The organism is Candidatus Thiodiazotropha sp. AKAK3 (genome assembly GCF_058244645.1).
The window spans coordinates 78,936-104,532 of sequence record NZ_JBSYOQ010000048.1 but is presented as its reverse complement, the minus strand read 5'-3'; the positions used below and the strand labels follow the sequence as shown (position 1 = coordinate 104,532).

Sequence of the window (25,597 nt, the reverse complement as noted above, 5' to 3'; positions counted from 1 at the left end):
ATCCAAGGAGAAAAGCGAGCTTATTAACCCAGCGACTAAGTATGTTGTCTTCAGCCGAAGTGTGCCTGCCTGCGGCAAGGCATCAAAACGCCGCTGTAGCACTCCTACAGCAAGTTTTGATAACGCAGTCTGCAGGCAGGCACACTTCGGCCTCTCTTTAAAAAATCATATTGTTAGGGGTTTCAAGCCTGAAGACGACATACTTAGTCGCCGAATAGCCCACTATATGAAGCTTTTTCTGCAGAACTTGAGCCTTTCAGCCAAGCTGCACCAAATCGCGAATTGATCAGAGTAACCCTAGGAAATATAATGACTGGCTGAAAGCACAATGCGTTCTCCAGCCAATCATCAGTTGCAGCAGTTGCAACTCACCCGAGTCGAGCAGTCAGCCACACCATGCTTTTTTTTATTTTTCTATTTTTGATTACAAGCGAATATGTTGGAATCGGCCACTACTTGCCGATCTACAGCAAGCTTCCTATTACACTGGGATTGGCAGCACTGCTACTGTTGGCCGTTGTCAGCAAAAACAAAATTTCCGATTTTTTCAAATATAAACCTGCCAGTTATACCCTGGTTTTCGTCTTATTGACCGGGTTTGCCATGTTTCATGGCTTTGTAAGAAGCAGTGCTGTTGAGCCATTTAAGGTTCAAATTGGCTATTTCATCTACACCATAATCTGTGCCTACCTGATCAGTGATAAAAAGAGCTTTAGAACCTTCACTCTGGTATTTACTATCGCCCATGCAGCGCTGGTCATCATCAATGTGGATAAGCTGGGTGCCGAACGGGTTGGACACTACCTGGCAGGCTTTTTCCTGGGGGATGGAAATGACTTCGGCTGGTCGATGAATTTGGCCTTCCCACTCGCCCTACATCTTGCCTCAACCACCAAAAGCACCCTCTATAAATACCTCTACTTTGGCTTGGCCGGTATCATTGTAATAGGCATTATTGGTACCCAGTCACGGGGTTCCTCCCTGGCTCTTGGAACAGGGCTTCTCTACTACCTCATCTTTATCTCCAGCAAAAAGCTCGCTGGTTTCTCGCTGTTAGGCCTTATTGTCCTTGGTGTTCTACTATTTTCACCAGCCGACTATTTCTCGAGGATGGGCACCCTGGCCAACTACGAAGAGGATACTTCTGCAATGGGCAGAATCAAAGCCTGGGGTACTGCTACAGAGATGGCGATAGATCATCCTATTCTTGGTGTGGGTGCGGGTAGTTTTAACTCTGCATATGGCAGAATATATAGAAAACCTGATGACCCCGTCAGATGGATATCGACACACAGCGTCTATTTCAAGGTTATCGCAGAGTATGGATTTCCTGGCCTAATCATCTACTTACTGACTATCTGGCATACCATTAAAGTCAACATGAACAGTTTGAGTTTAATCCGGCAAAACCAGGATAGAATAGATATCACACCAATATGGCCACAAAGCCTGATCTGGTCCACACTCGCCTGGAGTGTTTGCGCCGCCTTCCTGACCGGCTATCTCTACCCACATCTCTTTCTGCTTATGGGCCTGACCATTGGTATGCACAGAATGGTATCGCGTGAAGTGGCAGAGGCAGTGGAGCCCCTGGAGGCTGTCCCAGTAAAAAAGGTTCGAAAATTCTGAAACTTACACAACTTAAATTGGCTATAAGCCTGGCTGAGCAGTCTGCCTTCAGGCCCCTCTATTGAGGATATTGGCATTCAACCACTTTTTTGTTTCATAAAACCACGGCCCTATATCAGATAGGCGCAATATCTCGAATCTCTGCCCCCTGCTCCAGGGTAACAGAATGGAGAGTATCGACTTCAATCTCCCAGGGTGTCCTTTCGGTAGTTTCAATACCTCTCCTTTTTTCAGAAGATAGATCAGAAGTAGATCGATATCGCCCCAAAACCATCTTGTTTTAACACCCGCTTTATACTCGGGAGGCTCAGATCGACTCTCATCTGAAGCAAGGGAGAGCAAAATTTGTGGGAAATCCACACCAGCATCAATTGCCAATTGCAGAGATCCCCAGAAACGACCATTGATCTCCATAATATAGGCATTGCCGCTCTGTTCATCATATTTGAACTCGACCATAGCCACACCATGCCAACCCAAAGCGCTCAACAACTTCTGACTGTAATCATCAACTACCGGATCTATATGCTTGCTTTCACGCAACACGCTCACCCCACCTGATGGTGGTTTTTCCCGAATACGAGAGTGGGCGAACTTAGCGATACACTTACCTGAATCAAAGCAGTAGAACGCCCCATAACCGACACCGGAAACTCGTTCCTGTAATATTATCGGATAGACTTCTGCCACATAACTCATCAATTTCGATTCAAGCTCCACTCTATCTTTGGCGTAGTCGACGGCGGTGGAGACCCATCGATTACCTGACTTGACTCTCGAGCGTACCGGCTTCAGCACTACAGGGTAGCTCAGTTCATCTCCCGCCAGCTTCTCTTCTATTTCCTCTTTGGCGGATATAACCAAAGAGGCGGGTACAGGCATACCAATGGACTTTGCCAGTTCCAATATATGGTTTTTATCTGCTGCCGCATTGATTGCTGAGTCATCTGCTATCGGTATTACACAACTCTCAGGAAACCTATGCCTATGCTTCGAAACCAGCAACAGACAGACGTCAGTCACAGGCATCAATACCTGAATCTGTTGCTCCTCTACCACCTGAACCAGAAAATCCAAAAAGGCTTCTGGGGCTTCTCTTGGACTGGGGTAGGCCAGCCCCTGATAGCAATACTTAGAGGAGGAAGCCAATGAGGTTTCAGATTCGGAAGCAACAAAAATCTTATGTCCTGAGGATCCAAGGGATCGGGTAACCGCAAGCGCAGCCCGGGCATACCCGTCTGTTACAAGAACATTCATCTCAAGGAACCTCTGAGCAACTCTTGACCAAATTGAATGTCGATCCTAAAACGTCGATTAAAGCCACACCCCATGGGCTCTTCATTTGAGGCACGAACCCCATACAACGCTCCACCATTGTGAAGATCCACAATGCAGAAACAGCATCTAGTGATGAGGTATCGATCCATGGCCTATTCAGAAGATGCTTAGAAAATATTCAGGATGGTACATAAAAAAACGGGCTTGTTGCGGGAATTATTGGTATGGACATTAATTCTCGGCAGCGCCATCGGATTCGAGTCTTGCGAAACATACCCTCCTCCCATGATGAATCCCATCTGGAAACCGGACTCAGCGACAATTTTCTCGATGGTAGTGTCACAATTTCCGTTTGGATAGGCAATTGCATTGACTTCAGTACCAATCTTCTCTTCGATAAGTTTTTTCGACTCTGAGATTTCATATCGGGCATCATCAGGCTCAATCTGAGTAAGAATCCGGTGACTCAATGCATGTGAGCCAAAGTTGATGTTCGACGCAGCCAGCTTCTCTACCTGCAGCCAAGTCATATAGGTGTCATATTTCAGATTAACCGACTTCTCTTTCTGGTGCTCTCTCAATCTATCCAAGGTATCGTAAATTTCTGCATAATCCCTGCTTTTCATCGCGGTAACTGCACTGCGCAAGGTATGTGTGTCCGACACCGCTTCAATTCCGGTAAGTTGTTTGAGAAGCGCTCTATCCGCATCATCCTCACTGCTATTCAATTGGGAAAACCGGGCCAGCATCTCTTCCTGCCAAAATACCTGTTCTTCACCGATATAGTTATAAGGAAGGAATATGGTTGCTGGAATCCCCTCTTCTGCTAATGGCGCTTTGGCATATTCATAATTATCCTGCCAACCATCATCGAAAGTCACCAGACAGCCATTCGAAACCATCTCTCTGCCATTAAGCAAGAGATCCTGCACCTCATCAATACCAATAATATGAAATTCACTTTTCAACCAACTCAACTGCCTGCGAAAAAGATCGCTATCGGTAATAATCCCGGCAGTCGAGTTTATTTTTTCCAGCATCTTCTCTGGCAAAATACGATGGTAGGCAAGTACAAAAGCTTTATTACGGAGCTTTCTGTTTTTAACAAGTGACAACAGCCCTGAATAGTATAAAAAGTAGGCAATGGTATTTTTTATGGTCGTCTTTATCAGTCGCATAGGGTGCGCGCTCTTGTTAAAAAATGGATATTTCCATACAGAAAAAGCCCTTACCTCAACTGGACCAGGTAGAGGGATCAATCAGGAACATACTCATGTATCCGACTATACAGACCGCTACGATACTCCACTTTCAAGCTATTCCCAAGTCCTTGCATTGACCTCTCCCGACTCCAAATAAATGTTATAAATACAATCGATTGCAAACAGACAGCAACAAATAATTGCTGACTGGAGAGGCAGAGCACTATGAGTCGCTGCATCTTGCTCTGGATTGAGGATATAACCCTATTATTTCTGTTGTAGTGTATTAGCCAGACAACATCCGATACCATAGGGCGGAAGGAACAGGTTCATTGGACGTGTCATCTATGACTCACCGAGCCTGAAGTAGTGAGCATCATATTTGGAGTCCGTAATGAGTAGCGAGATCGACCAGTACCTGATCAGCCAGGAGCCTTACTATCAACCTCAGGAAGACGAAGTCGAACTCTATATGGCAGCCTACGCCGAGAGATTACCCGTCATGATCAAGGGGCCAACGGGATGTGGCAAATCCCGTTTCGTCGAACATATGGCCTGGCGACTGGGCAAACCGCTGATTACTGTCGCCTGCAATGAAGACATGACCGCATCAGACCTGGTGGGAAGATATCTTCTCGATGCAGAAGGTACCCGGTGGCTGGATGGCCCATTGACCATTGCTGCCCGTATTGGCGCAATCTGCTATCTGGATGAAGTGGTTGAGGCGCGTCAGGATACTACCGTGGTAATCCATCCCCTAACCGACCATCGGCGCACTCTGCCATTGGATAAAAAAGGCGAAGTAGTCAATGCGCACGACGACTTCCAACTGGTGATCTCCTACAACCCTGGTTACCAGAGCCTGATGAAAGATCTAAAGCAATCCACCAAACAACGCTTCTCAGCGCTCGACTTCGACTACGCACCAACCGCACTGGAATCAGCAATCATCGCTAAAGAGACAGACATCGATGAGGAGAACGCCACTAAGCTGGTTAAGATTGGTGAAACCGCCCGAAACCTTAAGGGACATGGTTTGGATGAAGGTATCTCCACCCGCCTCTTGGTCTATGCAGCAAGATTGATCAATCGTGGCATCAGCCCCAGAGCGGCCTGTCGTATGGCTCTGGTCAGGCCCATCACTGACGATCAGGATATTGTTGCCACCCTGGATCACGCTATCGAAGCAGTTTTTGGTTAACCCGTAGCAGATGACGCCATTGGCACAATGAATGATTCGCAATTAACAGCCTACCGGGAAACACTCAGTTGCGGTTTTGAACAGATCGACCCGATCTTTCCTGATTGTATGGAGCAGGCAGAACAGTTACTGACCTCCAGCGGGGTTGAAGCACTACTGGCAGGGGCATCCCTCACCTGCAAGATTGGTCGGGGCGTGGAACCTGTAATCGTGTTTCTCGAAGAGATGCCTGAAATGGCAACCCGGGTAGGTGAACAGGTCATACCACTAGTTTCCCAGACAGTGTGGAATATATCCCGTAGCCCCAACGGCAAGGCGATTCTCCCTTTCTTGCAGATGCTGCCTGAAGCAAGCCGCAGACTCAGTAGTACGGATCTCATGGAGCATTTCATCCAGATGATTCTGGATATGATGGCGCAGACCTCTGGCTCGATTCATGGATTCCACTCCACCATACCCAGCCCATCGCTCCCTGACCTGTTGCATAAACTTCCCTATCTGTTGAGTCAGCTCTCTTTTGAAGGTTTGAACAACTGGATCGACTACGGAGTTCGTAACTACCGTACTCATCCACAACGGCAGATCGACTATTTCAGCCTGCAATCTGCTGATAGTCGCGCCATTCTCCAGAGGGAACGCCACGGCACCCTGTTCGCCGACAACGAACGTAAACTCGATCTCTATCTGAAATCCATGTGGCGCAGTAAAGCCCATTTCGTGCCCTATTCAGAAGGGTTTGATGAGATGCGTAAACCCATGCCCTACTTTGACTCCCTGGGCATTCGGGTACCGGATGTTTATGACGACCAACATAGTGTTTCAGGTATCGACCGCTATCGAATACTGCTGGCCCATATCGCAGCCCATCAAAGCTGGACCACCCCTATTGTGGCTGATAACTACAGCCCATTTCAGCGGGTAGCTATCGAAATCTTCGAAGATGCCCGTATCGATCTGCTTGCCATCCGCAAATACCCTGGCTTGCGTTCAACGTTGTTAAAGCTGCACCCCGCTCCTCGAGAAGAGGATTGTGACCCGGAAAAAGAGTCATGCATACGCCATCGCCTGGCGATGTTCTCCTACGCTACCCTGAACCCGAACCATGGCTATACCAATCCGGACCTACTGGAGTTTCTGGGACGTTTCCATGACGCATTGCAGGCAGGTTTATCAACCACTCAGGAGATGGCCAGCCTGGCAATATCCTACATTGCCCGTACCCGCAGACAGGCTGATCTCTCAGCAAATGTCTACTTCACTGATACTGAAGTAAGCTACCGTGACGATAACCGGCATATGTGGGTCTTCATCGAAGAGGGCGATGAAGAAGAGATGTTCAACTCTGAGCAGAAGCAGAAACAACTGGAAGAAGAGGTTCAGGGACTACCCCCTCGCCACTATCCTGAATGGGACTATCAGAGCAAGACTTATAACCCAGACTGGGTCAGCCTCTATGAGAGCTTACACCCCCAGGGAGACCCTGGCTTCATAGATGCACTGCTACATAAGCACCAGGCCTTGGCAAAGCAGTTGAAACGCATGCTGGATCTTCTAAAACCGCAACACTATGTGCGTATTCGTTATCAGGAAGAGGGTAGTGAACTCGACCTGGATGTAGCCATTCGGTCGCTGATCGAATTCAAAAGCGGTACTAATCCCGACCCCAGAATCAACATGAGTCATCGAAACGATGGCCGTGATATTGCTGTAATGTTGCTGATTGATCTCTCAGAATCGGTGGATCAAATCCCTGAAGGCTGCCAGCAATCCATTCTGCAACTCAGCCAGGAAGCAGTATCCCTGTTGGGATGGGCTATTGAACAACTAGGTGACAGCTTTGCTATTGCCGGTTTCTCATCGAATACCAGGCATGAGGTACGCTATCAACATATCAAGGGGTACGGTGAGCGCTGGAACGATGAGGTGAAGGGACGTCTGGCAAGCATGCAGGCTGGCTGGTCGACCCGAATGGGGGCGGCAATTCGTCACTCCGCCCACTATCTGGGGGCAAGGCCTGCTGATAAAAAGCTGTTATTGATTCTAACAGACGGCGAGCCGGCTGATATCGATGTGCACGACGACCGTTTGCTCATAGAGGACAGCCGCAAAGCGGTACAGGAAGCCGATCAGGATGGCATCTATACCTACTGCATCAACCTGGATCCCAATGCAGATAGCTACGTCCGGGATATCTTCGGACGTCAATATACGGTTATCGATCGGGTAGAACGGTTACCGGAACAGCTTCCAAAACTGTTTATGGCCCTGACCAGATAACATCTGCATATAGCGAAGGGAGGGGCAAAGTATCAAAGCGCCTTCTCCTACTGCTCTTCTTGGCTGCATGCCTCTGCACCGGTTGACTCAGCACACCCCATAATATTTATCCGTTCCGGTAATAATAACCTTCTACTGGATTCCCAAAAAAACAGAATAAAACAGATATCACCGATTCAACTTATGCATGTATAATCATTTGTTTTTCGACTCAATAAGATACCGGCTTCCAGCGCAATGAAACAAACTGACGATCTTCGTATCAAGGCCATCAAGGAACTTACTCCCCCGGCTCAAATCCATCAGGAACTGCCCCTTACTGAAAAGGCCTCAAATACAGTTTTTAACACCCGTCAGCAGATACACCAAATTCTGCATGGTGAAGATGACCGTCTACTGGTGATTATCGGCCCCTGTTCAGTACATGATCCTGAGGCCGCTCTGGACTATGCCCAACGACTTCAACTGGTAAGAGAGTCCCTGAAAGATGACCTTGAGATCGTGATGCGGGTCTATTTCGAAAAACCACGCACAACGGTAGGCTGGAAAGGATTGATCAATGACCCAACTCTGGACGATCGATTCGAGATCAATAGCGGGCTTCGCCTTGCACGAAAGCTGCTGCTTGATATCAATGACATGGGAATACCGGCTGGTACCGAGTATCTTGATCTGATCAGTCCGCAATATATCGCAGACCTGATCAGCTGGGGTGCGATCGGTGCACGCACCACTGAGAGCCAGGCTCACCGCGAACTCGCCTCTGGTCTCTCCTGCCCTGTTGGATTCAAGAATGCGACCAATGGAAGCATGAGGGTGGCGCTGGATGCGATACGCTCCTCATCACGCCCGCACCACTTCCTATCGGTGACCAAAGAGGGCAATTCAGCCATCTTCTCCACCCATGGCAATCCCGATTGCCATGTGATTCTCAGAGGTGGCAGTCGCCCAAACTATGATTCTGAAAGTATCAACATTGCCTCAGATGAGATGGAAAGCAATGGACTCAAACCTCGTATGATGGTCGATTTCAGCCACGCCAACAGCAGAAAACAGCATCCTCGCCAGCTGCTGGTTGGACGGGATGTTGCAAGCCAGATCGCCAGAGGTGATGATCGCATCATGGGTGCGATGATCGAAAGCTTCCTCACTGCCGGAAGGCAGGATAGAGTTGAAGGCGAGACCCTTACCTACGGACAGAGTATTACTGATGCCTGCATTGGCTGGGATGACAGCGTACCGCTGCTGGAAACCTTGGCGGAAGCGGTAAGGCTGAGACGAAAAAATGCCGTTTAATTACTTGAGCATGCTGAAGGTTAATCGCTTATCAAGGATTGAAAGGTTTTGATTGGCAGCTATAACCAATGATAAGAAGCAATACTAAGCAAGTGTAACAGGATAGTACGGCATGCCCGAAGAAGCGATTGAGTTACTGGTTTTAGGAAATACAACCCCTGAAGTAGAAACATGCCTGGACACCCTCCGCAATAGCGGTACAGCGGCTCACGCTATACGAATCGATCACGATGCTGATCAGCTGGGCGCGGAACTGAAGAAAAAGCACCCCCTGGATCTACTGATTTACACTCTGGACAACGACGCTCTGGAGATCAATCAACTACTCGCTTTGCTTGTCGCTATCAGTCCATCAACCCCTGTCATTGCTGTCGACGAAGAGCCCAGTGATGAGATGCGAATCGATCTGATGCGACAGGGTGTTACCGACCTTGTGGAGCGAAAAAACTTCGACCACTTAGTACAGGTCATCCTGAGAGAGTATAAAAACCTCAAAACCTCACGTCGCCTTCAGCATATTGAACATCAACTTGAAGAGGCTGAAGAGCGCTGTGACGCACTGACTGAAAGCTCTCGTGATGCAATAGCCTATGTCCATGAAGGCATGCATGTCACCGCCAACCGCGCCTATCTAGAGCTGTTTGGCCTGGCCAGTGAGGAAGAGATCGAGGGACTTCCAATCATGGATATGATCGCCTCTTCCGAACATGCTGGATTTAAAAAGCTACTGCGGAAACTGAGTGCTGATAGTGAACACTCCAGTGAGATGAAAACCACCTGTGTACGCAGCGATGAAACTGAATTCAGTGCTGAGCTTCACTTTACTCCGGCCAGCATCGATGGCGAGCCCTGCACACAAGTGGTTTTTCGTGATCAATCGATCACTCGAGAGGTTGAAGAGAAACTACGTCTGCTCAGTACACAAGATGTCCAGACTGGACTCTACAACCGGCAGTACTTTATCACCCAGCTGGAGGAGGAGGTTAAACGCTACAGCGCTTCTGGAGGCAAACGTAGTACCTTGTTCTATATCACCCTCGATAACTTTACCGGAATCCGCAGCCAGACAGGAATAAAAACGAGTGACGCACTACTGCTTCAAATCGCCGGCCTGCTGCGCAGCACGGTATCGAATCAGGAGGTTCTGGCCCGTTTCGGGGATCATACCTTCACCATACTGACTAGTGAAAAAGAGCGGAAAAATGCAGAAAAGACTGCCAAACAGATCTGTAGCGCAATAGAGAATAACGACCAGGAGATCCAGGCGACCTGCAGCATCGGCGTTGCATTCTCATCAGAGAATTTCTCCAGTGGGAATGACTATATCACCCATGCGTATCAAGCGTGTGAGCAGGCAAGATCTCAAGGTGGCAACAGCTACTATATTGCTGATGCAACTGTACCAGCGTCAGAAACAGGCACTTCTGGTGAGGCCAATCTGTCAGCCTTGATTCGATATGCCTTTGATAACGATACATTTCAGTTGGCTTATCAACCTATCGTCAGCCTGCATGGTGATACACGCGAAAACTATGCCGTCACCATACGCCTGCTTGATGAGAAAAAAGAGGAGATTCACCCAGACCATTTCCTGAGTCAAATAGAAGAGATGGGTAGGACACCCGAGATGGATCGATGGGTAATCCGGCATGCGATAGAGGAGCTGGCCAAGCAGCGAAAAAAGGGCAAAAAGATCACCTTCCTGATCAACATATCTGGCTCGTCGCTGGATGATGATACCTTACTACTATTTGTCTGCGACTGCCTAAGGGATTACGAAGCCAAGGGATCATGGGTAACATTTCAATTCGATGACACCGATGCCAGAACCCATCTGCAAAAACTGCAGAAATTTGCTGAAGGTTTGAAAAAGATCAAATGTAAAACCTGCATCGACCATTTTGGCCTGGCAAAAATGCCGGAAGCCATCCTCAGCAGTTTCCCCCTGGACTTTATTCAGTTCCACAGCTCATTCCTGAGTGATTTGTCTGAAAATCAGGATAAACAGGACAAGTTGAACCATTTGAATGAACTGGTTCAGGCTGAAGATATCAAAACCATCGCCTCGGGTGTTGAAGAGGCAGGAAGCCTGGCAATACTCTGGTCTATCGGAGTCAACTACATACGTGGGTATTTTATCCAGGAGCCATCTGTATCCATCGACTATGACTTCAATAGCGATTGATACCTTAAGGGCACCACTAATAACTGCTTAAAATGCTACTGGCTTAAGTAGCGAACCGGTGAATCAGAACGATTCAGTTTGGGTAAAACTCTTCCGGTTGAAATCAGCATCCCCTGAGACCTCGTCATATTGGTCTGCTAGCCAATTTACCAGGGCATGAAAGAGTTCCAGAATGTCATCGGTCGGGAGACATCATGCATGTTGTTATTCATGCTGTGCATTCCGCGCTGCATGCTGTAGGTAGAGTGGGTAATATTTTTCATCGACTCATTCATGGAGTCCATACTGGTCAACATGGGTTCCAACGCTCTGACATCCTGCGCCATAGACTCCACACTAACAGCCATAGTACGAACATTAGCTGAAAGTTGACCAACACTATCTGTCATTGTCATAAGGTTACTCGACATGACATTCATATTGGAATCAACACTCAACGCAAGAAAATGAACATCCTTTGCGAGGCTGAAAATCAAATAAAACCCGTAGGCCGCAAGTAGAATAAACGCAAACAGAGATGGGTAAACAATGAGTTCCCAACGTCTTGCACTTGTCTCAAATGCTTGAGAAAGACGATCCATGGAGGATTGACCATCCCTGACTTCCTGGCCGATATCTGCTTCTCCTGAACGATCGTTTAGTAATTTATCGTCATTTTTATCTGTCATGCTTCAATGAACCTGACTGTTACCTACCCATTACGTAGTCTTGAAATTTTAGCATAACAATTATTTATCACAATAAAAGTCTCTTTATATGCTAATAGACTTTTTCGAGAAAATTCTATTTTCTGCTGGTGGTAAGCACTTAACGATCAGGGATATTAAGATCGGGGCAAAGCCATTTTAGACCATTGATCAAAATAGAATCACGCAAATAACCATTAAAATACAAAGGGTTATTAATAAACACCCTGATAGGTCTGCGAAATCGAATCGAGTGGGTAAATGACCCGGGGTCTGTTTCTGCAACAGCCCCGGAGATACCACAAATATTATATGGAATTACTGGAGATTTAATCTGACTCCACTAGAAGTCGCCAGTTGCTCCACGATTCATGATGTCGAGAATATACTCTTTAACCTTGATCGCCTCCTCCTTGAGCGCAGGTGGGAGTGGCTCGCCGCCATAGATCATCATATCCATGTTCAGAGTGATCAGCCATAATTTACCCGCTTTATCCTCGATAAGAGTGATCCGACAGGGTAGATAGGCTGCATAGGCATCGGAATAATCGAGCATCTCCGCAGCAGTCAACGAGTTACAGAAGAGGTAGATCTTTACAAAGCGGTATTCACTACCCATCTTTGCCTCAATATCGAGAGAAAGGGGCAGCTCACCAACATTAGACATATTGTGTTCATTTGCGACGAACTTCATGGTCTCTTCAACCTCTTCAGCCGTCAATCCATCCTCTACAGGAATCTTCCAGATACTCGCTTCAGCGGCACTCTTTGTTTCGACCAGCGACTGAGCAAACTCCTTAAAAACTTTTCCCGCACCAGGATCGAATCCATCCACTGCACTATTGAATTTTGCATAGAAGGCTACGGCACCAATCACCACCAGTAATCCAATCAATGCAAACAGATTTCTTAACATCCCCATCTCTCTCTCCAACAATCAAATTATCTTTTTTAAACTGGTCGCTCAGTGACTGACTTGCCGAGCGGCCCACTAGCACTGATTGAACCTGTAAAAACCGGCTCAATCCGGTATAAATTTCCTAACAAACAGTAAGTTGCATCACAGCCTCAGCCCTATTGGGATCAATGCAAATGGACTATTGGGTGATTCACTGTGAGACATATTTTGGATAAAGAGCCGCAGTCAGCGCATAGAACTCTTTACTCCCCTTCCCTCTTGGGTCGAGCTCGTAAACCGCCAAACCTTCACTGAAAGAGCGGCGAAAAACCGTTCTCTGACAGAGACGGTGTTTAATAAATCGCACATCCGGTAAGGAGACAAGTGCCGCTGCAGCCTCATCGGACTCCCGGATAGCATGGTGTGTATCTGCACGGTTGATAAACGCCAACAGCTCTGGTCTTTCTCCATCAACGGCTTGATCAAGAAAATTCAAAAACCTTTGCGTCGACCAGATATCAGCCTGGGAAGGTGGAACCGGTATGATAACCCGATCAGCCAGTGCCAGTGCCTGCTTCATCGATTCAATATCTGAAGCACCCACATCGATCAGAACTTCATCATAACCAGCCAGTTTTTTACGTGTGAGGGCTGAGCCACTCTTTATGTTCAGAAAGGGCTCGAAACCCTCCTCTGTTCGTACTTCAGAAACATCACTCAATGTTGCCTGCGGATCTGCATCAATGACCAGTACTTCAGCCTCTGCCATCTCCAACCAAACAGCCAGATTGAAGGTTACCGTGCTTTTACCGGACCCTCCTTTCAGACTACCGATTACCGTTATCATAAACTCCCCTTTATTATTTTGGTTTGGCCTGAGAATTTAGGCACATAAAACAAGCATTGAATCAGGTGCACACCACACGTCAATTCACTAGCGCCTTTGTTCTAAGACCGGGTCATTTCATCCATCACAAGCCAATTTTCACGCTACTCTGAAGGCCTTGAGTAGTGGTTGCTCTCCTCTCTCCAGTTGTGAGACACGCGAGGCCAATCCTGTTGCTGTGTGAGTTTATACCATGCCCCCTCTCCATCAGCACGACCGTCGTACCAATCGACTCTCCTATCGGCAATATCATCATAGGTATCAGGCGCAGCTTGCCATGATGATGGATTGGGCTGTGGATAGGATGGCCTATATCTTCCCCACCTCTCACTTGGCCAGTTATAGGCCATTGCAGGGTGAGCATAGCCTGGTGGATAGCCATAAAATGGATCGGCATATACTGGAGCTGTAGGACGGAACCGGGGCGCAGGCCGAAATCTCGGCCGCTCGGGCCAGCGAGCCGCATATCGAGGCGCTCTGTTCATATTTGAACCGGCAACTGGGTAGCCGGGAGGCCCATAAGCTCTTGATGTTGGTCGAAATCTGAAATCAGGATATGGCTGTCCGCCATAAGCATAGCTGGGCCCTGGCAGAGATCGAGCCATTGGAACAGAGCGGTTGGGAACTGGTGCACTAAATCTCATCGGTGCAGGCGGGGCAAAACCGTAAGCAGGCGCTGGTGAATAGGTCGGGGTGTAGTGATAAGGAGACGGATGTCGCTGAACCTTTTTCACCGGATTGAGAGGCCGATAGACATAGTGATCTGGTATTTTGATATTGGATGGGCGATAAGCCACCTCTGGCGCAGCAAAATGAGGCTGCTGACCACCTTGAGGCAAGGGCCGGAAGCGATACCTGTTTGGGGTTTGCATCTGCGGTGAGTGCGCATACCTTGCCGGGCTGATTTGCGCAGCAGGATGATTCATCGCTACAGGGGGCTGTCTCCAAGCTGGATTCGCTGGCGCCCTCCAAGCCGGCTGAGTCTTACCAGACCAGGGCCGGAATCGATAGTTAGAAGGCGTACCCGAAGCAGGCCAGCCTTGCCCCATCTGACCCTGCCCAACTCTTTGGTTGGGTGCGTATCGGCTAGGTTTGTAACTTGATGTCCCACCATAAGCAGGCCAATACCCCTGATTCTGTCCGGGAGCATAGTTACCCCCTGCCGTTGCAGAGGCAAACGGAACCATGGTTGTTGTAATGACGCCAGAAAGCAGTAAAGCGAACGCTGCAATTTTCATCAGGTTACCTGTTTCCTTATTTTAATCTCGTAAGATTGGGATACCCACCCAACGGATTATGGTACGAACAAATATCGTTCTGATATTTACCGAAACTAATTTGCAACTTGAAAGTTGCACCCGAATATCAGAAAAAAGCCCTATTGTATAGCTCGATAACTCAAACCTAAAAAATAGAATTGAGCTATGTCACGACAGTTTAGCGGTAAATAGGCCTCTAAAAAACTGTTTAAGATATTTTTCTCTTCAAAATCTAATATTTCCATGCCTTCTCTTATCGCTTTCAGCAGATGAACAAGAAGGGATTTATTCAAACTCTACAGACTTTTACCCTTAACTGGCCCTAGGATTCTCCCACTATGGTGTCGGGTAGAGCATATGCAACGGCGGTTCCAGGGAGTAGCGTCGCGGGGCACTCCTGGAACCCCTCTCAAGGCGGCTATCGGGACGAAATCGATATTGGTTTTCCATCGAGAAACCGAAAGCCCTATCTGTTGCTGAATTTGAGGGACGAAATTGAATTGATTGGTCTGAACTGTTTCGGCGCTGGTGACGATCCTGCTCTCTCTCATTCAGAGGACGAAACCTAAACCCTCGGCCATAGGGTATGGCTCCTTGAGTTTGGGGTATCTGCCAGTGGCTCCCATTGGAGAAAGAGCTATCTGACTCGTCTCTAACTCCCAGGGTTTCCTGTTCGACAGGTGCCTGCCAGTTATTCCCAGGTATAACTCTATACTCATCCTCTTGATTCAAGGGTCGCCAGTAGTAGTGCTGGCGTTCAAAATTGCTCTGGGGAGTTTTAGAATAGGAGGGTGAAAACGGATAAATCTGCTGCTCAGCCAGCAGAGTTGTCGGCCCCAACAGGGAGATGAGCCAGAACAGCCGAAATAACATTTTGAATTGCAAACCTGCTCACTCCACGACAAGCTTGGCGTAGCTCTCGGATCTCTAACAATTACCTGACGAAAAGATCGCATGTGGACCGGCAGAGAGTTACCAAACTTACCGCGCGGCCCACTAGAGAAGGTAACCAGACTCCAGACCCTGAATAGTTACTAACCAGTGCATCCGAATAGGTCATTATAGACCATTAAGCAGGTGCACCTCAGGCCAGTAACTTCAGAATCACCTTATCAATCCAAACATCTCAAACAGCAGATTACAGTGCTCAATCCTTGCTACTTAAGCCGTATACCTCGACGAGCCGCCTTCTTTCTTAGAGGAAAGTTGGCCACATTGGAAACAGCCTTCTTACGGGGCTCCGTTGTGGAAGATTGAGCCTTACTCTCTCCATTCCCCTTTTTAGCCGCTACAGCCGCCTTTTTCTTGGAAACCTGCTTTTTCAAAGTTGAAGGACGCTTTTTCGGCTTGGCATGAACAGCTTCAGGTTTTTGAGCGGCCTTCTCCTGCCTCGCCTGAGGCTTCTTAGCCGCTGCTTCACCTGCTGCTGCTTGCGATCCTTCAGCGCTTTGCTTGGGTTCTTTTTCAGATCCCTCGGCTTCAGCTACAGAAGAGGTCTGACTGGTCTCTGATAGCTTCGTCTCTTCCAAGAGAGCATCGGATTGTGTCGATGCTTCTGCTGCTACCGCAGGCTGCTTCTCTTCTGTCGCAGGTGCTGCTGCAATTGGTGGTTCTGTCGCTCCGGATGTTGGCGTCCCACTATCCGGCACGAATCCTCCTGTATCAGGATCACTGCCTGAAGAGCCTCCTCCAGCGGAGTCTGGCTTCTCTGCTGTGGGTGTCGACTCTTTACCTTTTTTCCTCAAACCCTTGAAGAGTTGTCCAAGGAGTAAAAATATCCCCTTGAACAGATAGAAGATCATGGTAAAGAGAGCAACAATCTTGGCCCAAACCACCATCCCCAAAGAGCGCTTCTGATCACCCTCAGACTCAGGCTTCTCTACAGCAGCAACAGGCTCTGGCTCAATCTCCTGAGGTGAACTATCAGACTCCTGCGTCAGCAGCTTACTACCTTCCGGAGCCGTTGCAGCGGCCACCTCGAGGATATCCTTACTGGCAGTAATACACCCCAGCGGAATAACGATCAGGGTCAGAACTGTTGAGACCATCACACCGGATGCCAGGGAGATCGCCATCCCCTGAAAGATGGGATCGAAAAAGATAACCGATGAACCACAAACCAAGGCAAAGGCAGTGATCATGATCGGACGGGTTCTGGTTTTACACGCCATGATGACAGAATCGACGACTGAAACCCCCTGCTGCACTTGATGGATGGAAAAGTCCACCAGAAGTATGGAGTTACGTACGATAATACCCGCCAGTGCAATCCAGCCAATCATTGAAGTAGCGGTAAATTCACCACCCCATCCTGCTTGAAAGAAGATAAAATGGGCAGGAATGATACCTAAAAGCGTAAGCGGAATCGGCGCCATAATAAGCGCAGGAATTCTGAAATTGCCAAATTCCCAAACCACCAGTATGTAGATCAGCACCAACGCCACTGCAAAGGCGGCACCCATATCACGAAAGGTTTCGAAGGTGACTGTCCACTCTCCCGCCCATTCGATGGCTGTACGAGTATCGTTCTTTGGGGCACCCAGCCAATGTGCATCAATCGGTACATTGTCAGGGGCGACATAGACCTCATTATCCAGCAGATCCTGTACCTGCATCATGCCATAGACCGGTGCTGCCAGTTTCCCACCAACCTCGGCTACCACATACTCCACATCACGCAGATCTTTGTGGTAGATGATCGGGTCTTCCAAAACCTGTTCAAAACGACCCAACTCACGCAGAGGAATTGTCACACCAGTGCTGGATTGAATCGGAAGATCCCCGAGACGGGTAATCTCAGAGCGTTCCGCCATCGGCACCTGCATAACGATATTGACCGATTCATGACCTGCACGTTGTTTGACGTCACCCAGTGGGGAGCCACCGAGGGCCATGCCAAGATTGCGATTGATTGTGTCTACAGAGATGCCTCTGCGAACTGACTTTTCAGTATCCACAGTAAATCGCCAATACTGATAAGGGTCGCGCATATAGTTGTCCACATCGCGCAGACTCTCAGTCTGACTGAAGATATTGGTCAGATCCTGAGCCACTTTTCTCCTGACTTCACTACTCGGACCATGCACCTCAGCGACCACCGATTGCAACACAGGCGGACCTGGTGGCATCTCTACAACTGCCACCTTGGCGCCACTACCTTCGGTAAGCTTTGCCAGCATCTCTCTGGTCTGAACTGCAATCTCATGACTGGTGCGTTTACGCTCGGTTTTATCCAACAGCTGCACCTGCACCTCTGCCTGCCAGGGATCACTTCGTAGATAGTAGTGGCGTACCATGCCATTGAAATCAAAGGGCCTTGCAGTGCCTGCATAGACCTGAACAGCGGTCACTTCAGGCATCACCCGGACCTTTTCTGCCATCCGATGGGCCAGGTTGGCAGTCACAGGCAGCGCTGTACCTTCAGGCATGTCCAGCACAACCGCAAACTCAGGCTTGTTGTCCAGTGGCAGCATCTTCACTGCCACCCACTTGAAGTAGAAAAACGAGCAGGCCACGAGGAAGCTACCCCACATAACCAGCTTGAATATCTTTGCCTTTCTGGGAGATTCGATCAATGGCATAAGTGCGCCCTTGAACAGACCTTCAAGCCACTCGGCCTCTTTGTGCTCCCTCTCTCCCGCAACCTCCAGATAGCGCATGGAAGGTCTCAACCAGCGTGAGACGGTCAGATAAGGGGTAAATACAAAAGCGGCAAACAGCGAGATTAACATTGCCACTGAACCCAGAGCAGGAATGGGCTCCATGTAAGGACCCATCATACCGGTCACGAATCCCATCGGCAGCAGGGCGGCGATAACGGTAAATGTCGCCAATATGGTTGGGTTACCGACCTCACGAACCGCATCCACGGCAGTGACAATATCGGTGGAGCCCTCTTCCAACCATCGCCGGTAGATATTCTCAACTACAACAATGGCGTCATCCACAAGGATACCGATGGAGAAGATCAAGGCGAAGAGACTCACCCGGTCGATGGTGTAGCCCATCACCCAGGCGCTGAAGATGGTCATCAGCAGTACCACCGGGATAACCAATACCACAACTATCGCGGGCCGGAATGCACGGAATGCCGCCAGCACCAGCAGGAATACGAAGCCTGTTGCCATAAACAGCTTGAAGATCAGTTCACTGACCTTGTCGTCAGCCGTTTTACCGTAGTTCCTGGTGACTGAGACCTCCACATTCTCAGGTATCAGGGTGCCTTTGATAACCTCAATCCGCTCCTTGATCGAGTTGGCTACGGTAACCCCATTTGAGCCCGCTTTTTTAGCGATTGCCAGAGTAATCGCAGGTACCCCGTCAGCTTTAATATCCAACTCACTGGCTGCACCGGTATAGAATCCCACCAGGTGTTGCGCATCTTCAGGGCCCTGTTTCACCCGCGCAATATCATGCACATAGACAGGAACTTCGTTGTGGGTACCCACAACCAGACGATTAATATCCTCGACATTCTTCAGGAAGGATCCCGTGACCACCGAAAAGTGAGTGCTGCCGGCCTCAACGCCCCCCGCCAACTGCTCTGCATTGGCAGTACGAATGGTATTGGCCACCTGATCAAGACTTATACCGTAACCAGCAAGTCGCTCAGGAAATACTTCGATTGTAACCTGTTCACGGCGACCACCAACGACGAAACCATTACCCGTGTCTGGCAGCTCTTTCAGCGTCTGCAGCACATCGTGGCCCAGCATTCGCAGCTGACCATCATCCACATCGGGTCTACCATCCCGGTCAAGGTCCTTGGACCAGAGGGTCAGGGTAACCACCGGCACATCATCTATGCCTTTAGCCTTTACCAGAGGTGGCATCACACCGGGGGGGATCAGATCCATATTGGAATCGATTTTATCGTTGACCTTGACCAACGATGGCCCCATCTCTTCACCTACCTCAAACTCAATGGTCACTACACCACCACTCCGTTGAGAGGCGGAGTAGACATGTTTGACATCGGGGATTTCAGACATGATCCGTTCGAGGGGCTCGATCGCCAGTGCGGCTACCTGGTCAGCGGCTGCACCAGGATATTGGACAAATATATCCACCATCGGCACAGAAATCTGAGGATCTTCCTGACGTGGCGTGATAATCAGGCCAAGCAACCCCATTAACATCATAGCCAGGAAAAAGAGTGGTGATAGAGGGGATTCAATAAAGAACCTTGCGGTTCTTCCGGCTATCCCCAGGTGAGCCTCATAATTTGGGTCCATTGAGTGGAGCTGATCGAGTTTGTCGTCGTTCTGGCTCATATTTGATCCCGAAATTGTAGTACCAGGCCCAGGCTAGAGCAGTGAAACACCACACTTGACCTTGACCCTAAAGAAAAAAGATTTACTCGGAAGAGTCTGTACTGATCCCCCACCAACCTGACCAGCACGATTCAGCTCTTCCTGATTTATTCTATTGTTGCGGCGTCGTCCAACCCGTACTGATATCCAACGGCGGGTTTCTCAATATCCGCTCTCCGGCTTGAAGTCCGGACAATACGGTTGTGAAACCACCGCCTGGCAACTTCTCGCCAACACGGATCAACCTCAACGCTGGCTTCCCGTTCTCACCTTCCACATAGACCCCGGGCAGACTGCCATTGTAACGAATAGCCGAATTGGGGATGATCGGATTGGATCTCGCCGGTGCATTAAAATCTGGCACTAGAACCTTGGCATACATTCCAGGTGCCGATACCCCCTGGGGCAGATCAAACTTAATAGTCACTGTATGGCGCTGAGCATCTGCCATAGGAAATATCTGCGCGACCCGAACTGGCACTTCCCGGTCACCCACATCAAGCTCGGCGCGCAACATCATTCCCTCATTCAACCCTGGACGGAGTCGACCGGGCACGTCGACCACAATCTGAAGGTATTCGACATCTGCAAATTTGAGTAGCGGCTGACCAGGCTGAACTGTATCCCCGACCTCGACGAATTTTTTCATGATTACACCATTGAACGGCGCAACACTTTTAGCATCCCGTATCTTTGCATCAATTGCGCGGATCTCAGCCTGCACCCGATATATGGTGTTCTGAGCCTGTTGAATATTGGTACGTGATGAGAAAATATCCGCACTACGCTCTGCGCCTTGATCCCTATCTCCGAAAGTATCTTCCATCGGCCTGGTGAACATCTGATCGAACAGGTTAGGCATACCCATACCACCCATCGAAGATTTCGACTTAGGTGACCAGAGCTCCCGGTTATACTGTACGCCCGCATTACGCAGCTGTGCATCAGCATTCGCCAATTGGGCTTGAGCAGCTTCACGCTTTGCTTCTAGCTCATTAACATCCAGTTCAACCAGTCGATCCTCTTCCTTAAACGTATCCCCCTCAATACCTGCCAGGTAGTTGACCCGGCCAGGCAATTGAGCGGAGAGGGTCACCTCTTTGTAAGGGACTACTGTACCCCCCAATGAGACATGGGGAACCCCTTGAGTCTGCTGTACAACAAAGAAAGCGCTGTCAGCCATATTTGGCTGGGACTGAACACCCCCCGCAGCCAAGCAAGCAGACAAACCCACTGTCAGTAACATCGCCTTAATTTTAAAGCCCATATTTCACTACTACCTAGTGTTGTTACACGCGAAAGGAAGGAAGATTGACATTTATAACAGTTTTCAGACACGCCCCATCACAGAGAAACTCTTGATGAAGGGGCCAGCCATGCGTGGATCTTTAATCATTGACGAGTAGTCGCCAATAACGAATTTCATTTTTCTGGAGGTAAATGCCATACCCAAGCCCATCATTCCTGGTGGCTTAGCCATCCACTTGCGCCACTGATCTTCAGTAGCACGTATATCCCAGTTTAGAGTCTGTCCGTTGAATGCTTCACCAGAAACTGCTTTCCCATTTTCAATGGTCAACACACCTTTGGGTTCACCATCACCATCAAATCCATACCCAATGACACTGCTGAAACCGATTTGAGACAAAGCATCGGATAAATCCGGCTCAGCATTCCAATGGGTCGCAAACTCACTCATCCAACCATCCGAGAACAATTCAGCCATTACAACCTCCACAAATTTCTCTGACTTATTTTTTTATGTTATGGGCGAAACCTAACCCTATTTGAGAACCTCCCAGTATCTCTGAAGGGATCGGGCAATGCAACCGGGGATTTTAGTAAGAAAGCCCTATATATCATTTGGTTAAATATATTAGAATTTGATTATATACCATTTCAAATCAACGAGATATCATGCTTCTATCAGCCCTAAATTTAACTAATTTGTCACTATTCTAGAGAGACATCTTTTCAATAGTATTAATTCTTTAGAGCCGGCAGATTTAAACAACAAGCATCTCGGGAGAATAATCATACATCTGTCGATATCAGCCTTAAGATATCCTCACCAGGAAAGTCAACTTAGTCTAAGCTGGTGTTGTGTTTTATACTATTCGACGTTTCATAGGCTCGGACAATATTCACAAGGTCTGATTAGTAAGGCTTCACGAATGTTGTCGGTAAAGAATATGCCGCCACTACCGGCTATTCTTGTCTATCCACATATTGCAAAGTAACTATATTCTTGAAGCAGCTGACATTTTGATAGTATTGAATAGAGAATAATTCTCTGGTTTCTGACAGATTATTGCTGATCGAAACAATTGATGTTGCCGGATAAAATCTACATTCGTTATAGAGGAGCAAGAAAAACATGCATCCAGCAGGACAGGTCATAGAGGCACGTCTCAAACACCTTGAAACCCACCTGGAACAGGAAAACCCTATTCTCCTCAGCACAGTGCAAAGCTTTAGAGTACTCGACGCAGTCGCTTTCCGTATGGGGCTTATGGAGGGTGACAGCTCTTTTGCAACCCAGATCCCCTGGTGGCCTCTGATTTCGATCCTCGGCACCTTTTCGGCGGGAAAATCAACTTTTATCAATCACTATATTGGCGACAAGATTCAGCGATCAGGGAACCAGGCCGTGGATGACAAGTTCACAGTCATCTGTTACAGCAAAGAGGCCACGGCACACGCACTGCCTGGCGTTGCCCTGGATTCTGATCCAAGATTTCCCTTCTATCAGATGTCGGATGAGATAGAAAAGGTTGCCAAAGGTGAAGGGGATAGAATTGATGCCTATCTACAGCTCAAAACCTGCCCCAGTCAGAAACTTCGGGGCAAAATACTGATCGATTCCCCCGGATTCGATGCAGATGCCCAGCGTACATCCACGCTGCGTATCACCGACCATATCATCGACTTATCTGACTTGGTGCTGGTCTTTTTTGATGCCCGCCACCCTGAACCGGGGGCTATGCAAGACACCCTGAGCCATCTCATAGAGCGAACCATTCATCGTAATGATACGGGGAAATTCCTCTATATACTGAATCAGATAGATACCACCGCAAGGGAGAACAATCCTGAGGATGTAATTGCCGCCTGGCAAAGGGCGCTTGGCGAGCGAGGCCTGACTGCCGGCCGCTTCTATGCTGTCTATAATCCTGATGCTGCTGTGCCTATTGAAGACGAAGCACTTCGTCAACGATATGAGACAAAACGGGATATCGATCTGAGTGAAATCCACAGCCGCATGGAGGAGGTTGAGATCGAACGCGCCTATCGTATTGTAGGCGCACTTGAGAAGACCGCCAGAGATATTGAAGAACGATGTGTACCCCTGATCTCCGCCACACTCGACAAATGGAGAAAAAGGGTTCTTATCGGTGATGCAGTTATCATGGGCGGCCTATTTTTTGCGCTGCTGATCTACTCGATCAATGCTGGGTATTGGCAGGGCTTCAGTTTTCAGCCACCCTGGCTCGCTGCTGACGCCAATAAAATCCTCCCCTGGGCACTCCTGGCTTTGCTGGTGATTGCTTTAGGCGCAATCCATTTCACCATTCGTGGCCTTGCATCTCGATCGCTACTGAAGGGTCTTCGGGCAAAGGCATCTCAGCTGGGTTTAAAGAGTAATCCGGTCGGCGCTTTTATTCGTAGCACAAAACCCTGGCGTTCTATTTTCAGTAAAAAGCCAGCCGGCTGGGGAAGAAAATCCCGCAAACAGTTGCAAGATGTAGTGCAGACAACCGATACCTATATCCAGACCCTGAATGATCAATTTACCAATCCTTCAGGCAGTGAGAAGCTCCTTGCTGCAGAGTCCCAGGAAGAGACAATGACTGCGAGTGAAACACCACAAGAGAACCCAACGGGCTCTGCCTGACAGATCTCTTTTCATGCCATGCAAGGGGTGTAGCCTGGACACCCTTTGTGTTGGTTGCTTTGTCTGTGTTCGTTACGATGGAGCTGCAACCCTCTCATCTATAATCGTGACGCTTCGCACAGTTCTTATATTGCTTACGAACTGCGCTCATCGTGATAGAGTCTATGATGAAACTACAATGGAACTGAATGGCTTCTGAACGATATGAAACAATATCCTCTACCTACCCTCTTTGCTATGGCCCTTGGGTTGATAATAATCCTTTCCGGTTGCAAAGAGACATATACCAAGGAAGTCGAATCTGATCAGAAAATTTCTGATCGCAGCGGTCAATTCTCTGGGGATCTCGATGATGGAGATCAATTCGGAGCTGCTGTCGCCAATATTGGTGACCTGGAGAGCGATGGCGTCATCGATCTCGCTGTTGGCGCCCCCTACGATGATGACGATGGCCAAGATCGCGGTGCTGTCTGGGTGCTTTTTCTGGACGATGATGGTCAAGTCGATTACCAGCAAAAGATCTCCAGTGACAAGGGGGATTTTGATGGCGACCTGGATGATAATGACCAGTTCGGCAGCGCTATTGCGGCAGTTGGCGATCTGAATAATGATGGTTTCAAAGATATTGTTGTCAGCGCCCCTATGGACGACGATGGCGGCACAAACCATGGTGCGCTATGGGTGCTGTTTCTGAAAGACGACGGTAGCGTGGAATCCCATCAGAAGATCTCAGAAGATGCAGGTCAATTCACAGGAAATCTTGATACCGATGACCAATTCGGTCACGCACTGGCCAATATCGGAGATCTCAACAATGATGGCATAGATGATCTCGCTGTCGGCGTACCCAATGATGACGATGGCGGCACTGACCGGGGCGCGGTGTGGATTCTCTTCATGAATAGCGACGGCACTGTCAGTGCAACCCAGAAAATCTCTTCAGAAGAAGGAAACCTCGAGCGGGATCCAGAGGATGGGGACCATTTTGGCAGTGCTGTTTCTGCCATCGGTGACCTCGATGGTGACGGCGTGACAGACCTTGCAGTTGGTATCAGTGGAAACGATGATGGTGGCAGTGATCGCGGTGCAGTATGGATTCTCTTCTTGAACAGCGATGGTACTGTCGATTCATTAAAAAGAATTTCGCATAACCGCGGGGGCTTAGAGGATCAACTCAGTAACGGCGATCAATTTGGCAGTGCCCTGGTGAACATCGGCGACCTCAACAATGATAACTACGATGATCTTATCGTCGGCGCAAAACAGAGTGACGATGGTGGAAGTGATCGCGGCGCTGCATGGGTACTGTTCATGCAAGGCGACGGTGAAATTGTCTCTGCATCGAAGATCTCAGACACTGAAGGGGATTTTGATGGTAGCCTCAATGATGGGGATCAGTTTGGCGGTGCTTTAGCCAATCTTGGTGATCTCAATGGTGATGACCATACGGATCTGGCAGTGGGTGCCCGTTTGGATGATAGTGGCGGCAACAATAAGGGTGCCACCTGGATTCTCTTTTTAGGGCCAACCGAAACACACTATGACACCAGTGAGGGTATCATCTTCGGTTCGCTATCATCGCTGAATCAGTAA

At 48.6% G+C, this 25,597-nt stretch carries 17 protein-coding genes; 7 read left to right on the top strand and 10 right to left on the bottom strand.

All coding sequences use genetic code 11. From position 1 onward, the window contains the following. Positions 1-396 precede the first annotated feature (396 nt). Entirely contained in the window at positions 397-1,629 is a 1,233-nt protein-coding gene (locus AC4IE7_RS09745; protein ID WP_490776639.1) for an O-antigen ligase family protein, read from the top strand. A gap of 48 nt (positions 1,630-1,677) precedes the next feature. Here AC4IE7_RS09745 and AC4IE7_RS09740 read toward each other — a convergent pair whose 3' ends face one another. Then, positions 1,678-2,886, bottom strand: coding sequence for a carboxylate--amine ligase (locus tag AC4IE7_RS09740; RefSeq protein ID WP_490776638.1), 1,209 nt, complete (start codon positions 2,884-2,886; stop codon positions 1,678-1,680). A gap of 188 nt (positions 2,887-3,074) precedes the next feature. Beyond that, on the bottom strand, positions 3,075-4,085 hold the full coding sequence (locus AC4IE7_RS09735) for a polysaccharide deacetylase family protein (RefSeq protein WP_490776637.1): 1,011 nt from the start codon (positions 4,083-4,085) through the stop codon (positions 3,075-3,077). Positions 4,086-4,503: 418 nt separating this feature from the next. Between AC4IE7_RS09735 and AC4IE7_RS09730 the strand changes: the two genes are divergently transcribed. From AC4IE7_RS09730 to AC4IE7_RS09715, 4 genes are all read left to right on the top strand, one after another. Continuing rightward, positions 4,504-5,310, top strand: a complete 807-nt coding sequence (locus AC4IE7_RS09730) for a CbbQ/NirQ/NorQ/GpvN family protein (protein ID WP_490776636.1) — start codon at positions 4,504-4,506, stop codon at positions 5,308-5,310. A gap of 27 nt (positions 5,311-5,337) precedes the next feature. After that, positions 5,338-7,587: a nitric oxide reductase activation protein NorD gene (locus tag AC4IE7_RS09725; RefSeq protein WP_490776635.1), complete on the top strand. Its 2,250-nt coding sequence runs from the start codon at positions 5,338-5,340 to the stop codon at positions 7,585-7,587. 237 nt (positions 7,588-7,824) lie between these two features. Continuing rightward, entirely contained in the window at positions 7,825-8,883 is a 1,059-nt protein-coding gene (gene aroG / locus AC4IE7_RS09720; RefSeq protein WP_490776634.1) for a 3-deoxy-7-phosphoheptulonate synthase AroG, read from the top strand. Positions 8,884-8,995: 112 nt separating this feature from the next. Then, positions 8,996-11,068: an EAL domain-containing protein gene (locus AC4IE7_RS09715; RefSeq protein WP_490776633.1), complete on the top strand. Its 2,073-nt coding sequence runs from the start codon at positions 8,996-8,998 to the stop codon at positions 11,066-11,068. Positions 11,069-11,214: 146 nt separating this feature from the next. On the opposite strand, the gene AC4IE7_RS09710 is transcribed toward AC4IE7_RS09715, so the two are convergent. From AC4IE7_RS09710 to AC4IE7_RS09675, 8 genes are all read right to left on the bottom strand, one after another. Next, positions 11,215-11,649 carry a hypothetical protein gene (locus tag AC4IE7_RS09710; RefSeq protein WP_490776655.1) on the bottom strand — a complete coding sequence of 145 codons (435 nt, stop codon included), beginning with the start codon at positions 11,647-11,649 and terminating at the stop codon, positions 11,215-11,217. A 448-nt stretch (positions 11,650-12,097) separates the two neighbouring features. Further along, positions 12,098-12,676 (bottom strand): DUF302 domain-containing protein, encoded by a 579-nt coding sequence (locus AC4IE7_RS09705; protein WP_490776632.1) that lies wholly within the window; start codon positions 12,674-12,676, stop codon positions 12,098-12,100. Between the two features lie 187 nt (positions 12,677-12,863). Continuing rightward, positions 12,864-13,499 (bottom strand): AAA family ATPase, encoded by a 636-nt coding sequence (locus tag AC4IE7_RS09700; protein ID WP_490776631.1) that lies wholly within the window; start codon positions 13,497-13,499, stop codon positions 12,864-12,866. A gap of 143 nt (positions 13,500-13,642) precedes the next feature. Then, entirely contained in the window at positions 13,643-14,776 is a 1,134-nt protein-coding gene (locus AC4IE7_RS09695) for a hypothetical protein (protein WP_490776630.1), read from the bottom strand. Between the two features lie 357 nt (positions 14,777-15,133). Further along, positions 15,134-15,670 carry a hypothetical protein gene (locus AC4IE7_RS09690; protein ID WP_490776629.1) on the bottom strand — a complete coding sequence of 179 codons (537 nt, stop codon included), beginning with the start codon at positions 15,668-15,670 and terminating at the stop codon, positions 15,134-15,136. Positions 15,671-15,954: 284 nt separating this feature from the next. Beyond that, complete coding sequence (locus AC4IE7_RS09685) at positions 15,955-20,070, bottom strand: efflux RND transporter permease subunit (protein ID WP_490776628.1); 4,116 nt, start codon at positions 20,068-20,070, stop codon at positions 15,955-15,957. A gap of 151 nt (positions 20,071-20,221) precedes the next feature. Then, the gene (locus AC4IE7_RS09680; protein ID WP_490776654.1) at positions 20,222-21,292 is read right to left on the bottom strand and encodes an efflux RND transporter periplasmic adaptor subunit; all 1,071 of its coding nucleotides are present in this window, start codon (positions 21,290-21,292) and stop codon (positions 20,222-20,224) included. 147 nt (positions 21,293-21,439) lie between these two features. Further along, positions 21,440-21,835 carry an SCP-2 sterol transfer family protein gene (locus AC4IE7_RS09675; protein WP_490776627.1) on the bottom strand — a complete coding sequence of 132 codons (396 nt, stop codon included), beginning with the start codon at positions 21,833-21,835 and terminating at the stop codon, positions 21,440-21,442. Positions 21,836-22,486: 651 nt separating this feature from the next. On the opposite strand from AC4IE7_RS09675, the gene AC4IE7_RS09670 reads away from it, so the two are divergent. Both AC4IE7_RS09670 and AC4IE7_RS09665 read left to right on the top strand, forming a co-directional pair. Next, a complete protein-coding gene (locus tag AC4IE7_RS09670; protein WP_490776626.1) occupies positions 22,487-24,004 on the top strand; it encodes a dynamin family protein in 1,518 nt (505 codons plus the stop codon). Positions 24,005-24,208: 204 nt separating this feature from the next. Continuing rightward, entirely contained in the window at positions 24,209-25,597 is a 1,389-nt protein-coding gene (locus tag AC4IE7_RS09665; RefSeq protein ID WP_490776625.1) for an integrin alpha, read from the top strand.